Here is a 14,382-nt window from a genome sequence, read left to right as displayed (position 1 = left end):
TGGCGAGGCCCCTTCGCGCGGGGTCTGCGGTGTGCGGTGGCTAGTTGGTGCTGGCCTTCTCCGCCTGACGTTTCTTCACGCTCGCCTCGAGCTTGGCCAGCAGGTCCGAGACGTCGGTAGCGTCGAGTTCGGTGGGCGCCTCTTCCTTGGTGAACGCCTCGCCACCTTCGAGCTTCGCCTCGACCATCTCCAGCAGCTGCGACTGGTACGTGTCGTTATACCGGCTCGGATCAAAATCGTCGGCCATCGACTCCACCACCTGACCCGCCATCGACAGTTCGGCCGGTTTGATCTTCACTTCCTGGTCCAGCACGGGGAAGTCGGGTTCACGAATCTCGTCGGGCCATAGCAGCGTGTGGATGATCATCACCTGACGCGTGCCGAAGTCCTTGACCCGCAAGGCCGCGAGCCGTGTCTTGTTACGCAGCGCGAAATGCACGATCGCTACCCGATCGGTCTTCGCGAGTGTCTGTGCCAGCAGCACATAAGATTTCGAAGACTTGCTATCCGGCTCCAGGTAGTAACTCTTGTCATACATCAGCGGGTCGAGTTCGGCGGCGGGAATGAACTCCAGCACCTCGATCTCGCGGCTGGACTCGGCGGGCAGGCTCGCGAGATCCTCGTCGGTGATGACGACGGTGCGGCCGTCCTCGGCCTCGTAGGCCTTGTTGATGTCCCGGAACTCGACGATCTCACCGCATTCTTCGCAGGTGCGTTTGTAGCGGATCCGGCCGTTGTCCTTGCTGTGGACCTGATGGAACTTGAGGTCGTGATCCTCGGTCGCGCTGTATACCTTGACAGGGACGTTCACCAGCCCGAAGGCGAGGGAGCCCTTCCAGATGGAACGCATATCCCAAGTATGGCCCACGCAGCCAGCTTCGGGACCTTCTGTGCGCCTTACCAACGCGGAAAAGGTGCTGTACCCGGATACCGGGACTACCAAAGCCGACATTTTCGGCTACTACACCGCCATTGCGCCCTTCATGCTGCCGCATATCGGGGGGCGTCCGGTCACCCGCAAGCGCTGGCCTAATGGAGTTGGCCAGCCATCGTTCTTCGAGAAGGACCTGGCGTCGTCGGCTCCGGATTGGCTTCCGCGGCGCCGCATCGAGCACAAATCCCGCTACGTCACCTACCCGTTGATCGACACCTCGGTGGCGCTGGCCTGGATAGCCCAGCAGGCGGCGCTGGAAGTACATGTGCCGCAATGGCGATTCGTTGGCGAAAATCCTGGTCCGGCAACGCGATTGGTGTTCGATTTGGATCCAGGCGAGGGGGTGGGCATGCCGCAGCTGGCGCAGGTCGCGCGAGCGGTGCGCGATGTACTCGAGGATATCGGTCTGACCACTTTCCCCGTGACCAGTGGCAGCAAGGGCCTTCACCTGTATGTGCCGCTGGCGCAACCGGTCAGCTCATCCGGTGCGGTGACCGTCGCCCGAAAGGTCGCGGTCCAGCTGGAGCAGTCGATGCCGGATCTGGTGACGGCAACGATGACCCGGGAGCTGCGTGCGGGCAAGGTATTCGTTGACTGGAGTCAGAACAGCGGTTCCAAAACGACGGTTGCCCCGTACTCATTGCGTGGCCGCGCCGCGCCGACCGTGGCCGCGCCGCGTACCTGGGAGGAACTCGACGATCCGGAGCTGCGTCAGCTGCGTTTCGACGAAGTGGTGGCGCGCGCAGAACGCGAGGGTGATCTGCTGGCCGGTCTTGACGATGTCGAGATCGTCGAGGACAGGCTGTCCACGTACCGCAGCATGCGCGATCCTGCGCGCACTCCCGAACCGGTGCCGGCCGTTGAACCGCAGGCAGGCCACGGCAGTTCGTTTGTCATCCAGGAGCATCACGCCACCGCACTGCACTACGACTTCCGGCTGGAGCGTGACGGCGTGCTGGTCTCGTGGGCAGTTCCCAAGAATCTGCCCATGGAACCCTCGGTCAACCATCTTGCGGTGCACACCGAGGATCACCCACTGGAGTACGGGACCTTCGAAGGCACCATTCCGAAGGGGGAGTACGGCGCGGGAGAGGTGACCATCTGGGACTCGGGCACCTACGACACCGAGAAGTTCATCGATCCACGCGACGACTCCGCGTCCGACGGCGGGGCCAAAGGAGAGGTCATTGTCACCCTGCATGGCAAGCGAATTTCGGGGCGGTATGCGCTGATCCGAACCGGTGGCAAGCAGTGGCTGGCCCACCGAATGAAGGATCAGCGATCACCCGCCACCATGCCGGCCGGCCTTGCGCCGATGTTGCCCGCCACGGGATCTGTGGCGGGCCTGGCGGCCGATGAATGGGCCTTCGAAGGAAAGTGGGACGGCTACCGCCTCATTCTCGAATGCGACCATGGCCGGATGAGGGCCTTGGCGCGCAGCGGGCGCGATGTCACCGCGGAGTTCCCGGCCTTGCGGCGGCTCGCCCACGAATTGGCCGATCACCGTGTGATTCTGGACGGTGAGGTGGTCGTACTGGATTCGAAGGGGCTGCCGAGCTTCTCGCTGCTGCAAAATCGGACGGCCGGTACGGAGACGGAGTTCTGGGCTTTCGATCTGCTCTATCTGGATGGAAAATCCTTGCTGCACACTAAGTATCGTGACCGGCGCCAACTGCTCGACGTACTCGGTTCCGGCGCCGAGACGATGACCGTGCCGGAACAGTTGAACGGCGATGGTGCTACAGCGCTGGCGCATTCGCATGACCAGGGGTGGGAGGGCGTCGTCGCCAAGAGGCTCGATTCCAGTTACGCCCCGGGCCGCACTCAGTCCTGGATCAAGGCGAAGAATTGGAGCAGCCAAGAGGTCGTCATCGGTGGGTGGCGGAAGGGGCAGGGCGGGCGCAGCAGCGGGATCGGGGCGCTGCTGATGGGAATCCCGGACGATGGCGGCCTTCGTTATGCGGGACGGGTCGGTACCGGGTTCACGGAGAAGGAATTGGCGTCACTCAAGGAGCGGTTAGAACCGTTGCACCGCGATGAATCCCCGTTTAGTGCACCGCTTTCCGCGGTCGAGGCCAAGGATGTGCAGTTTGTCGAGCCGGCGCTGGTTGGCGAAGTCCGCTACGGCGATCGGACACCCGGCGGCATCCTCAAGCATTCCAGCTGGCGTGGTCTGCGCACCGATAAGTCAGTTGGCGACGTCGAGCTCGATCTCGGGTAGCGGGTACGGCGGTGCGCCCACACCTGCCACCGAAAAGTGGCCCCATGGGGTCTGCTCGGTGATCCGCCCCGGTGCGCTGGTCTCGCCCACGGCGATAGTGACCTGGGTGCCGCCCTTGAGCTCCCCGCCCTCCGGCTTGGCGTAGATCGTTCCCTGCCAGTGGAACTTGCCGTCCAGCGGGTTGAAGAACCCGATCAGGCGTACCCGGGACTCGACGGTGAACTCGCCTGCGGTGATGACGGCGGGGCCGTCGTACAGGTCGTCGTCATCCATCATGCGACGAACTTTGCTTTGCGCCACATCCAGCGTGACGTTCCACCCATCAGGCCGATACCGGTCAGGAAGTTGTACAGCGGTGCGAAACCGAGCTGTTGCGTCTCGCGGAAGTTCTCGTTGCGGTACGCGATCCGCTGGGTTTGATATCCGGGCAGCCCGACGTTGCGGTACATCTTCGGATTCGTGAACAGGTACATGAAGATGGGCCCGCCGAAGCCGTTGACGTGCCGGACGATGAAGCGCGCGTACCACGGCAGTTTGTCAACGCGCTGACGCAGGCCGTCACGTGCGAACTGGATGTGCCGAGCTTCCTCGGTGACGTGAATTCGCATGAGCCGAGCGACCATTGGTTGCAGCTCGGGATCATCCATCATCTCGCGCTGGATCGCGTCGAAGATCTCCTCGCCGATTAGGGCGGCGACCCAGAGCATCGGGCCCTTGAGGACCAGGGGCAGGGCGTTGGCCAGCCACCGCTGGTAGAGCGGCAGCCGGTAAGGCTCGACCCCGGCTTGCGATATCGCCTTACCGAACATCGTCATGTGCCGGGTCTCGTCGCCGATCTCGGTGAGCGAATAGAAGGTCTCGCTGCTGTTCGGTCTGGCGTGCATGAGAGCGCGCAGCAGGCTCTGATTGAGGATGTTCTCGAACCAGATGCCGACCGACAGGACGTTGGCCATCTCGTGCTTGGACAGCTCAATCTGTTCGGCGCGTGACATGTTGTTCCAGATGTCGGTGCCATACAGCGAGATTGCCTTCGGGGGAAGGAAGTACTTGTCGGGATCTAACGGTGCATCCCAGTCCAGGTCGACCATCGGCTGGTACGACCTGCGCACGGAACCTTTGAGCAGCCGGTCTGAGTACTCCTCGCGAGTGGGGCCGTTATTGAGGGTTGCGGTCACCGTTGGCCATCCTTTCCGTTAGGATGTCAAACGTAAACGTTGCAGGTTGAGGCGTCAAGTGAGACGCGAAGTGCCACGTAATTTGTGTGGCGAACGAAAGTAGGCACCGATGAAAGTGAGCCGGTCGAGCCATCGTGGCCGCACCCGCGATCACGGCGAGATTCGCCGTCGAATCCTCGATGCCGCCGAGGAATGCTTGCTGGAACATGGCTACGAGGCGCGCCTGCATGCGCTGATCGCCAAGAAGGCCGGCCTGTCGCGGCCCACCGTCTACAAGCACGTGGGTGACCAGGCCGCGATCATCGAGGCGCTGTTCCATCGCGAATTTCTGCGTTTCGGAGAGATTCTGGAACCGGTCTTCGCGACGGCCAAGACGCCGCGCACCGGATTCATCGATGCCATCGTGCGCATCGTCCAGCACGGTCGCCACCATCCGTTGCTGCAGAAGGGCCTCAAGGAGAACCCCGAGCAGGTGCTGCCGTACCTGACGGTCAAGGCCCGTCCGTTCATCGACCAGACGACCGTGTTGCTGGCCCCGTACTTCCGCAAGTTGCTCACCGAGGAGCAGCTGGCCAGCATCAACGTCCGGGCCGCCGCCGAGTGGAGCTTCCGGATCGCCGCCTCGTTGTTGGTGACTCCCGGTGTTGTCGAGACTCAGAGCGACGAGCAGTTGGGCGATTTCATCGGCAACCTGCTCACCGTATCGGCGATCACCGAGGAGATCTCGGCGGTGTTGACTCCCAATTCGGCTGCTTCTTAAGTCGCTATGCGACGGATTCGCGTCATCGGGATTGGCGCCGGTCATCCCGAATACCTGACCGTGCAGGCCATCGCGGCGCTTAACGAGGTCGACGTCTTCTTCGTCGCCGACAAAGGTGACACCAAGGGCGATCTGGTCGAACTGCGTCGCCATATCTGCGAGCGCTACATCACCGACCCGGACTATCGCTTCGTTGAGTTGTCCGACCCGGTCCGCGGCAAGGGTGAGTATCGGGGCGCGGTGTCGCAGTGGCATGCCGAACGGGCTGCCTTGTGGGGCAAAGCAATTGCTTCCGAACTGCCCGAGAACGGAGTTGGCGCCTTTCTGGCCTGGGGGGATCCTTCCCTCTACGACAGCACGCTGCGGATTCTGGATGCGATCCTGGTCCACGATCCCCACGCATTCGAGTACGACGTGCTGCCGGGTATTACGGCGATTTCCGCGCTCACCGCGCGGCACCGGATTGTGCTGAACGGTATCGGGGAACCGGTGCTCATCACGACCGGGCGCCGGTTGCTGGATGAGTGGCCCCGCACAGGAACCGTGGTGGTGATGCTCGACGGTGATTGCGCGTTCCGGCAGCTGGAGCCGTCGACACAGATCTGGTGGGGTGCTTACCTGGGCACCGAACACGAGCTGTTGGTGTCGGGGGCGGTCGGCGAGGTAGGTGCCCGAATCGCCGAGGTTCGTGCCTCGGCCCGGGCCGAACATGGATGGATCATGGACACTTACCTCCTGCGGAGTGTCGGCGAGTAGAGGCAGACTGAGCACATGCCCGAACTACCGGAAGTCGAGGCACTCGCCGATTACTTGCGTCGTCACGCGGCCGGGACCACCATCGCCCGCATCGACGTCTCGGCGTTCTCGGTGCTCAAGACCTTTGATCCGCCGATCACCGCCCTGTACGGCCGGACGGTCACGGGTGCGACGCGCTGGGGTAAGTACCTTGGCCTGCAGGCTGGGGACCTGTATCTGATTGCCCACCTGTCGCGCGCCGGGTGGCTGCGCTGGTCGGGCAAGCTGGCGGCAGCGCCACTCAAGCCAGGCAAGGGGCCCATCGCACTGCGGGTGCATCTTGGAACACCTGGCGATGCACCGGGATTCGATCTCACCGAGGCCGGCACCCAAAAGCGTTTGGCCGTGTGGGTCGTGGCCGACCCGGCCTCTGTGCCGCAGATCGCCTCCTTGGGGCCCGATGCGCTCTCTCTGACCGCCGCCGGATTGGCCGATATCTTGTCCGGCACCACCGCACGTCTGAAGAACGTGATCACCGACCAGCGAGTGATCGCCGGGATTGGCAACGCATACAGCGACGAGATCCTGCATGTGGCCAAGCTGTCTCCCTTCGCCAGCGGAAAGGCACTCACCGACGGCCAGCTGGCGGCGTTGTACGAGGCGATGCAGTCGGTCCTCACCGACGCGGTGGAGCGCAGCGTGGGGCAGCAAGCGGCGACTCTCAAGGGGGAGAAGCGATCCGGATTGCGGGTGCACGCGCGAACCGGTATGCCCTGCCCGGTGTGCGGCGACGTGGTGCGGGAGGTGTCGTTCGCCGACAAGTCGTTCCAGTACTGCCCGACATGCCAGACCGGCGGCAAGGTGCTGGCCGACCGTCGGCTCTCGCGGCTCCTCAAATAAAGTGACAACGTGACGCGACAGAAGATCCTTATCACCGGGGCGAGCTCCGGCCTGGGCGCCGAGATGGCCCGTCAGTTCGCCGCGAAGGGACGTGACCTGGCGCTGTGCGCCCGGCGCACCGAGGCGCTGGAAGAACTCAAGGCTGAGCTGTTGGCCGCCAACCCGGGTATCTCGGTCGCCGTGCGGTCCCTGGACGTCACCGACCATGACTCGGTGCCGGTGGTCTTCGGTGAGCTGCGCGAGGAGCTCGGCGGCCTGGACCGCGTAGTCGTGAACGCCGGTATCGCCAAGGGCTGGCATCTGGGCGGCGGCAAGTCGTGGGCCAACATCCAAACCATCGAAACCAATCTCATTGGTGCGCTGGTGCAGATCGAAGCGGCGCTGGCGCTGTTCAAAGAGCAGGGCCACGGGCACCTGGTGCTCATCTCGTCGGTAACCGCGGCCAAGGGGCTGCCCGGCACCAAGGCGGCTTACGCGGCCAGCAAGGCTGGACTGTCCTCGCTGGGCGAGTCGCTGCGTGCCGAATACGCCACCGGCCCTATCAAAGTCAGCACCATCGAGCCCGGCTACATCCAGACCGACTTGAGCGCCAAGTCGCCGACCACCCCGATGATGGTGGACACCAAGACTGGTGTGACGGCGATGGTGGACGCCATCGAGAGGGAGCCCGGACGTGCTGCGGTGCCGCGCTGGCCGTGGGCCCCGGTGACCTTGATCATGCGCTTGATTCCACCGCGGTTGGCGGGACGCCTGGCCTGAACCGGCTAGGGGTTTCCCTCCCACGTGGGACTTTGTGCCCACGTGGGATGCTGAATCCATGGGCGAGGAAAAGAAACACAACGCTTCCGTCACGGTGGACTACGCAGCCGAACTCGATGAACTCGCGAGTCTGCGCGGTGGAATCAAACGCAACAAAGAGGGCAAGGACGCCTGGAAACAGGGCTATCCCTACGACGAGAAACTCACCCGCAAGGAATACGAGAAGGCCAAGCGCAAATTGCAGATCGAGTTGCTCAAGCTGCAGCTGTGGGTCAAGGAGAACGGCGAGAAGATCTGCATCGTCTTCGAAGGCCGCGACGCCGCCGGTAAGGGCGGGTCGATCAAGAGGTTCACCGAGCACCTCAATCCCCGCGGTGCCCGCGTGGTGGCGCTCGAGAAGCCGACACCGGTGGAACAGAGTCAGTGGTATTTCCAGCGATACACCGCGCACCTGCCCAGCGGCGGGGAGATCGTGCTGATGGATCGCTCCTGGTACAACCGGGCAGGTGTCGAGCGCGTGATGGGCTACTGCACTCCTGCGCAGTGCGCTGAATTCCTGCGCGAGGCGCCGGAATACGAACGCATGCTGGTGAATTCGGGTACACACCTGATCAAGTTGTGGTTCTCGGTGAGCCGCAAGGAACAGTTGGCGCGCTTCGCGGCCCGGCGTACCGATCCCGTTCGGCACTGGAAGCTCTCGCCGACCGACCTCGCATCCCTTGACAAGTGGGACGCGTACACCGAGGCCAAGGAGGCCATGTTCTTCTACACCGATACCGACAGTGCGCCCTGGACGGTAGTTAAGAGCAACGACAAGAAACGTGCCCGCCTGGAGGCGATGCGATACGTGCTCTCGCAATTCGACTATGACAACAAAGACGTGGAGATCGTGGGTGCCCCGGATCCGCTGATCGTCGGACCCGCCTCGGCGATCTTCGAAGAGGGAGAGAAGGCCGGTTCGCGTTAGCCGGGTGAAGCATTGAAGCACTGAATGTTCAGCCCTGCAAGGGTTTTCGCTTAATATCTCGTTCTAGATTTGGTCACATCCATATGGTCCGCTCAGCGGGATGAAACATTGCCTAACTCGGATCAGGCATCGCTAATGTGAGCGCACTCACATGACCTATGGATGGGGATTCTCAATGCGTCAATCGAAAACGCGGGCAATGTCGCGTGTCCTGACGACGGTGATCGCTGCCGTCGTCTTCTCGATAGTCACCGCGGTTGTTGCCTGGGCGGCCGATCCGATGACCATTACCTTTGTGCGACACGGTGAATCCGAGGGCAACGCATCGGGGAAGATTGACACCTCGGTCCCCGGGCCGCATCTGACGCCGACGGGGCAGCAGCAGGCGAAGGATGTCGCCGACACGCTCGGTGGAGGCTTCGATGGCATCTATGCGTCGGACATGATCCGAACCCAGGAGACCGCTAAGCCCATGGAGGACAAGCTGGGTGAAAAGGCCACGGTGCTGGGCGGCCTGCGTGAGATCGGCGCAGGCATCTTCGAGGGGCAATCGGAGAAGGACGGCATCGGCCGCATCGGATACATCGCCGCGCCCTTGTTGTGGACATTGGGCGCTCGTTTCGTGCCGGTGCCCGGCGGCGAGGATGGCAACGCATTTGACGCACGTGTCGATGACTCGGTGAAGACGATCTACGAGAACGGCGACCGCAATGCGGTGGTGTACTCCCACGGGGCCACCATCATGTTCTGGGTCATGATGAACGTCGACAATCCGGATCCCACCCTGCTGCTCTCCGATCCGCTGAGCAACACCTCGGTGGTGAAGGTGGAGGGCACACCCGAGGGTGGCTGGACACTCAAAGAGTGGAATGGCAAGCCCGTCAACCAGACTCCTTCGTTGCCGACCAAGCTGTTCGTAGACTTCCGCAACTTCTTCGTGCAGCCGCAGACAACGGCATATCGCATCCAGCAGGCGATCGCGACCGGCGATATCTCCAAGGTGGCCGATGAGGTCGCCAAGGGAGTGGTGGATGTCATCAAGTCCACGGTGCACTTCCCGGTGGCAGTGGCCCGTGACGTCATCAACGAGGTGCGCGGCGCATTACCGAAGGCGCTGGATCAATCCGTCAAGCCGGATGCCGCCATGACGGAAAACAAGTCGACTGCTGTGCGCGAATCCAAGGTCAACACCGAGACCCATGAGTCGAAGCTCGCCGACGTCAAGGTCATCGAGGCGAAGAAGACCGCCACGGTGGTCGAGGCGGTGGCGGACAAGAAGGCCGAATCCGCCAAGCCAGCCACCAAGGCCGATGAATCGGCCGCGCCAGAAGCAAAATCACCAGAAGTCAAGGTGCCAGAAGCGAATACACTGGAAACACCGGAGCCTGCCGTCAAGGCTCCGGAGGCCGCAACACCGGCCAAGGTTGTTACGTTGCCGAGTAAGCCGGTGAAGGCAAACGGCGCAACGGATCTGACCGGCGGTAACAAGTCCGAGCCGGGTAAGACCCCCAACGGTGTGCAGAGGGTGAAGGACCACCTCACGGCCACGCTTCAGAAGGCGTCTGATGCGGTCCAGAAGATCACCGGTACTCCGTCCAAGTCCGAACCTGCCGCGAGCACCGGCAACAAGAGTGAACCGGCGGGCGCGGAGTCGAAGGCCGCCACACCTGCTACCTCCAGCACATCGAAGAGCGGCGGGTCCGAGGGATCGGGAGCCAGCGGTTCATCTCATAAGGACGCCGCCTAACGAGCGCATCCCGGCTCCGTCGGTCACCGATGGAGCCGGTGATGTGCTCTGCCCGCGATGAGCGGAAGGTCAAGGTACGACTTGAGCCCCGGCTGAGCCTCACACACGTAGGGCACGGAGTTGACACAGTGCGCCGCCGTCGCGACCACGCCCTCGTTGGCGAGGAGCCCGGCCTCGACGCTGTGGGGATGAAAGCCGGTGATCGTGCACGATGACGAGGGAGTGCCGCGCACCTCGACCTCGTAGCGCGGACCGCTGGGGCCGAAGGCCCAGGCGGGTTCCAAGTATTCTTCGCCCATCAGCCAGTTTACGGCGATTCGCGCGACGGTCTCGTCCCCGATGAATGCCTCCCACGAGAATTGCTGACCGGCAACGCATCCGGGTCGGATGACGCCTATCGGAGAATCGATGTCCGCGGTGGCTACGGCGACCTTGAGATTGGGCCGGATCTCCATCTCTGCGAAGCCCATACCGTCGAGGATCATTCGTAGGGACTGTTTGAACCCGCCGCCCAACAGTTTGGGCATCGGTCCGCTGATTGCCTCTTCGGGTGTGCCGCCAAACTTCATGATGTGTCGGATGACATCCGGCGCGCCATAGGTGCGGATGTCCGAATACTCCTCGGCGCGCACATAGGTGACAGCGGAGGTCATGGACGAGAAGATCAATGGATACAGATCAGTGATACCGCCGGGATCAATTCCTGTGCCGTGCAGTGTCACTCCGGCCTGGCGGGCAGTGGCATCCAGATCACGGCCGGAACTGTCGGGATAGAACCAACCGACGGGGGTGACCACATTCTTGCCTGAGGCGAGCAATGCCGCGACCTCCGACGGGTTAGGGAGCAGCGGGCTATAGATCACACAATCGGCGTCCAGAGCGAGGATGTCGTCCAGACTGTTGGTCGTGGTGATGCCCAAGGCTGCCTGGCCGATGAGCTCGCCGACATCGACGCCGGTCTTCTGCGGTGAGTGCACCCAGCACCCCACCAGCTGTAGTTCCGGGTGTGCGATCACCGCAGCGATCGCGGCCCTGCCCACTTCACCGGTCGCCCACTGGACCACTCGATAGACCATGTCATTGCCTCCTCGCAACCAGTAACCTCAGACCTGCATAACACCAAACAAGTGCTTGGTCCAGATCTTGAGAGGTGGGAATCTCGGTGATTAGACATGGATTTCGGTTTGGGACGAATCTGATCTCTCATGGGGACATTGGTCAGATTCGCGACCAGGTGCGGCAGGCCGAGGATTGCGGTGTTGACGTCATTGTGGTTCCCGACCACCTCGGTGTCGGTGCACCCTTCCCGGTAATGCTTGCCGCCGCCAGCGTTTCGACGACGGTCCGGGTCGGAAGTTTCGTACTGACCACAGGTTTCTACTCTTCACGTCTACTTGCGCGCGATATCGCGACGGCTGACCGGCTCACCGACGGTCGTGTCGAGATCGGATTGGGGGCCGGATATGTCCAGCAGGAATACGAGGCAGCGGGAGTGCCATTCCTGAGTCCGGCCGGACGTGTGCAGCAGCTCGCCGATGCCGTCGGCGCGCTGCGCGGGCTGCTTTCCAGCCCGCATCATTGGCCACGGCCACTTCAGTCTCCCGTACCGATCATGATCGCGGGCAGGGGCGACAAGATTCTGAAACTCGCGGCACAGCAAGCCGATATCATCGCCATCTCCGATGCGAAGACGCGCGCCGATCTCGCCGAACGTGCCGCATACGTACTGGAGGCGGCCAGCCACCGCGCGGACTCGCCGGAGCTGAACCTGGGGATCTTCGATGTCGCTATCGACCGCGCACCGGACTTGGGGCTCATGCGCGTATACCGGCCACATGATTCCGATGATCAGTTACTCGCATCGCCCACGCTGTTACACGGGTCCAAGGGGGAGCTCATCGAGCGGGTCCTCGCACTTCGCGAAGAACTCGGCATCTCCTATCTGACGTATATGGGAGTAGATCCACGTGGGCTCAAAGATTTTCATTCGCTGATCGCGGCCCTCACATAGGGACCTTCGCATCTAGTGCCGGATGCGGCGATCGGCGATCATCGGCGTCATGACGCCCGATTCGCGACCCGTGACCCTGCTCGAGAAGTACGAAAGCTGGACCCTGCTGTCGAGCGCCAAGCTGGGCAGATTGGTGGTAGTGATCGATGGCAGACCCGAGATCTTCCCGATCAACTTCGTGACCCAGCGCGGCACCGTGCTGTTCCGGACGGCCGAGGGCACCAAACTTTTCGGTGCGGTCGTGAGCGACGAGGTGCTGTTCGAGGCGGACGATCACAACGATATCGGTGGCTGGAGCGTCGTCGTGCGCGGTGCGGCACAGGTGCTGAACTCGTCGGCCGACATCGACGAGGCCGACCGGGGCGGACTGTACCCGTGGATACCCACCGTGAAGCTGCATTACGTACGGATCATCCCGGCACAGATCACCGGCCGCCGTTTCGTGTTCGGGTGTGAGCCGGACGGCGGCCACGTTCCGGGCTAATGCCCGACGTGCGCCTCGGTGCGCATGCGCTCGACCATGTGCGGGTAGTGCAGCTCGAATGCCGGGCGCTCCGAACGGATTCGGGGCAGCTCGGAGAAGTTGTGCCGCGGCGGCGGGCAGCTGGTGGCCCACTCCAGGGAGTTGCCGTAGCCCCACGGATCATCGACCGTGACGACCTCGCCGTAGCGGTAGCTCTTGAACACGTTCCACACGAATGGCAGCATCGATGAACCGAGAACGAAGGCACCCACCGTCGACACGATGTTCAAGCCCGTGAAGCCATCGGTGGGCAGATAGTCGGCGTACCGGCGCGGCATGCCCTCATTGCCCAGCCAGTGCTGCACCAGGAAGGTGGAGTGGAAGCCGATGAACGTCAGCCAGAAGTGGAACTTGCCCAGACGCTCGTCGAGCAGGCGGCCCGTCATCTTCGGGAACCAGAAGTACACGCCCGCGAAGCTCGCGAACACGATGGTGCCGAACAAGGTGTAGTGGAAGTGCGCCACCACGAAGTATGAGTCGGTGACGTGGAAATCTATGGGGGGAGCTGCGAGAAGGACACCGGTCAGGCCACCGAAGAGGAAGGTGACCAGGAATCCGATCGAGAACAGCATCGGGGTCTCGAAGGTCAACTGCCCCTTCCACATGGTGCCGATCCAGTTGAAGAACTTGATACCGGTCGGAACCGCGATCAGGAAGGTCATGAAGGAGAAGAACGGCAGCAGCACCGCCCCGGTGGCGTACATGTGATGCGCCCACACCGCGATCGACAGCGCCCCGATCCCCAGGGTCGCAAAGACCAGCGTGGTATATCCGAAGATCGGCTTGCGGCTGAACACCGGGAAGATCTCCGAGACCACGCCAAAGAAGGGTAAGGCCAGCACATACACCTCGGGGTGTCCGAAGAACCAGAACAGGTGCTGCCACAGCAGAACACCGCCATTGGCGGGATCGAAGATGTGTGCACCCAGGTGCCGATCGGCCGCCAGTCCAATGGCCGCCGCGGCCAAGAGCGGGAACACGAGCAGCACCAGCACGCTGACCACCAGGATGTTCCAGGTGAAGATCGGCATCCGGAACATCACCATGCCAGGCGCGCGCATGCACACGACGGTGGTGATCATGTTGACCGCACCCAGGATCGTGCCGAGGCCTCCCACCGCGATACCCAGGATCCACAGATCGGCCCCGGCTCCGGGGGAGTGAATGGCATCGGAGAGTGGGGTGTAGGCGGTCCACCCGAAGTCCGCAGCGCCCCCCGGAGTGATGAAGCCGGCCATCGCGATGAGGGCACCAAACAGGAAGAGCCAGAACGAGAGTGCGTTCAGACGCGGGAAGGCGACGTCGGGGGCGCCAATCTGCAGTGGCAGCACCACGTTGGCGAAGCCGAACACGATGGGCGTCGCATAGAACAGCAGCATGGCGGTGCCGTGCATGGTGAACAACTGGTTGTACTGCTCGTTGGACAGGAACGCCAGCCCCGGCATGGTGAGTTCGGCGCGGATCAGCAGCGCCATCAGGCCGCCCACCATGAAGAAGGCGAAACATGTGACGAGGTACATGATTCCGATCAGCTTGTGATCGGTTGTGGAAACAAGTCGGTAGATAAGAGAGCCTTTAGGCCCTAGCCGCGGGGGAAAGGGGCGGCTTGCCGCCAGTTCGAGAGATGATGTAGCCACAGGAAACCTCCAT

14 protein-coding genes and 1 pseudogene are annotated in these 14,382 nt (G+C 62.6%); 10 read left to right on the top strand and 5 right to left on the bottom strand.

Going from position 1 to position 14,382, the window contains the following annotated elements; genetic code table 11:
- Positions 1-40: 40 nt before the first annotated feature.
- Complete coding sequence (gene ku, locus B4394_RS03795; protein WP_078314149.1) at positions 41-850, bottom strand: non-homologous end joining protein Ku; 810 nt, start codon at positions 848-850, stop codon at positions 41-43.
- Between ku and B4394_RS03790 the strand changes: the two genes are divergently transcribed.
- Positions 840-3,155 carry an ATP-dependent DNA ligase gene (locus B4394_RS03790; RefSeq protein ID WP_078314148.1) on the top strand — a complete coding sequence of 772 codons (2,316 nt, stop codon included), beginning with the start codon at positions 840-842 and terminating at the stop codon, positions 3,153-3,155. The genes ku and B4394_RS03790 overlap by 11 nt on opposite strands.
- Here the strand turns inward: B4394_RS03790 and B4394_RS03785 are convergent.
- Both B4394_RS03785 and B4394_RS03780 read right to left on the bottom strand, forming a co-directional pair.
- A complete protein-coding gene (locus tag B4394_RS03785; protein ID WP_078310407.1) occupies positions 3,123-3,431 on the bottom strand; it encodes a DUF4873 domain-containing protein in 309 nt (102 codons plus the stop codon). The two genes, B4394_RS03790 and B4394_RS03785, sit on opposite strands and share 33 nt — an antisense overlap.
- Complete coding sequence (locus B4394_RS03780; RefSeq protein ID WP_078310404.1) at positions 3,428-4,330, bottom strand: AurF N-oxygenase family protein; 903 nt, start codon at positions 4,328-4,330, stop codon at positions 3,428-3,430. Before B4394_RS03780 ends, B4394_RS03785 begins: the two co-directional genes overlap by 4 nt.
- Positions 4,331-4,439: 109 nt before the next feature.
- Between B4394_RS03780 and B4394_RS03775 the strand changes: the two genes are divergently transcribed.
- The 7 genes and pseudogenes from B4394_RS03775 (at position 4,440) to B4394_RS03750 (ending at position 10,198) form a co-directional block, all read left to right on the top strand.
- On the top strand, positions 4,440-5,090 hold the full coding sequence (locus tag B4394_RS03775; protein WP_078310402.1) for a TetR/AcrR family transcriptional regulator: 651 nt from the start codon (positions 4,440-4,442) through the stop codon (positions 5,088-5,090).
- Between the two features lie 6 nt (positions 5,091-5,096).
- Entirely contained in the window at positions 5,097-5,846 is a 750-nt protein-coding gene (cobF, locus tag B4394_RS03770) for a precorrin-6A synthase (deacetylating) (RefSeq protein ID WP_078310399.1), read from the top strand.
- A 15-nt stretch (positions 5,847-5,861) separates the two neighbouring features.
- Positions 5,862-6,104, top strand: a pseudogene (locus B4394_RS25635) (DNA-formamidopyrimidine glycosylase family protein); the annotation flags it as partial.
- 135 nt (positions 6,105-6,239) lie between these two features.
- Complete coding sequence (locus B4394_RS25630) at positions 6,240-6,725, top strand: zinc finger domain-containing protein (protein ID WP_502688415.1); 486 nt, start codon at positions 6,240-6,242, stop codon at positions 6,723-6,725.
- A gap of 9 nt (positions 6,726-6,734) precedes the next feature.
- Positions 6,735-7,484 (top strand): SDR family oxidoreductase, encoded by a 750-nt coding sequence (locus B4394_RS03760; protein ID WP_078310393.1) that lies wholly within the window; start codon positions 6,735-6,737, stop codon positions 7,482-7,484.
- A 58-nt stretch (positions 7,485-7,542) separates the two neighbouring features.
- Positions 7,543-8,451 carry a polyphosphate kinase 2 gene (gene ppk2, locus B4394_RS03755; protein ID WP_078314146.1) on the top strand — a complete coding sequence of 303 codons (909 nt, stop codon included), beginning with the start codon at positions 7,543-7,545 and terminating at the stop codon, positions 8,449-8,451.
- 175 nt (positions 8,452-8,626) lie between these two features.
- Positions 8,627-10,198, top strand: coding sequence for a histidine phosphatase family protein (locus B4394_RS03750; protein ID WP_078314145.1), 1,572 nt, complete (start codon positions 8,627-8,629; stop codon positions 10,196-10,198).
- A gap of 23 nt (positions 10,199-10,221) precedes the next feature.
- On the opposite strand, the gene B4394_RS03745 is transcribed toward B4394_RS03750, so the two are convergent.
- Complete coding sequence (locus B4394_RS03745) at positions 10,222-11,274, bottom strand: NAD(P)H-dependent amine dehydrogenase family protein (RefSeq protein ID WP_078314144.1); 1,053 nt, start codon at positions 11,272-11,274, stop codon at positions 10,222-10,224.
- A gap of 86 nt (positions 11,275-11,360) precedes the next feature.
- Here B4394_RS03745 and B4394_RS03740 point away from each other — a divergent pair, with 86 nt between their 5' ends.
- Both B4394_RS03740 and B4394_RS03735 read left to right on the top strand, forming a co-directional pair.
- Positions 11,361-12,209: a TIGR03621 family F420-dependent LLM class oxidoreductase gene (locus B4394_RS03740; protein WP_286141884.1), complete on the top strand. Its 849-nt coding sequence runs from the start codon at positions 11,361-11,363 to the stop codon at positions 12,207-12,209.
- 49 nt (positions 12,210-12,258) lie between these two features.
- Positions 12,259-12,693 carry a pyridoxamine 5'-phosphate oxidase family protein gene (locus B4394_RS03735; RefSeq protein WP_078310604.1) on the top strand — a complete coding sequence of 145 codons (435 nt, stop codon included), beginning with the start codon at positions 12,259-12,261 and terminating at the stop codon, positions 12,691-12,693.
- Here B4394_RS03735 and ctaD read toward each other — a convergent pair.
- Positions 12,690-14,369, bottom strand: coding sequence for an aa3-type cytochrome oxidase subunit I (gene ctaD, locus B4394_RS03730; protein ID WP_078314143.1), 1,680 nt, complete (start codon positions 14,367-14,369; stop codon positions 12,690-12,692). The two genes, B4394_RS03735 and ctaD, sit on opposite strands and share 4 nt — an antisense overlap.
- Between the last annotated feature and the right edge of the window lie 13 nt (positions 14,370-14,382).

This window comes from Mycobacterium sp. D16Q16 (assembly GCF_002013745.1).
In the GTDB taxonomy this organism is placed as follows: Bacteria; Actinomycetota; Actinomycetes; order Mycobacteriales; family Mycobacteriaceae; genus Mycobacterium.
Note: the sequence above shows the minus strand (reverse complement) of the source record. Positions and strands in the feature narration are given on the sequence as shown.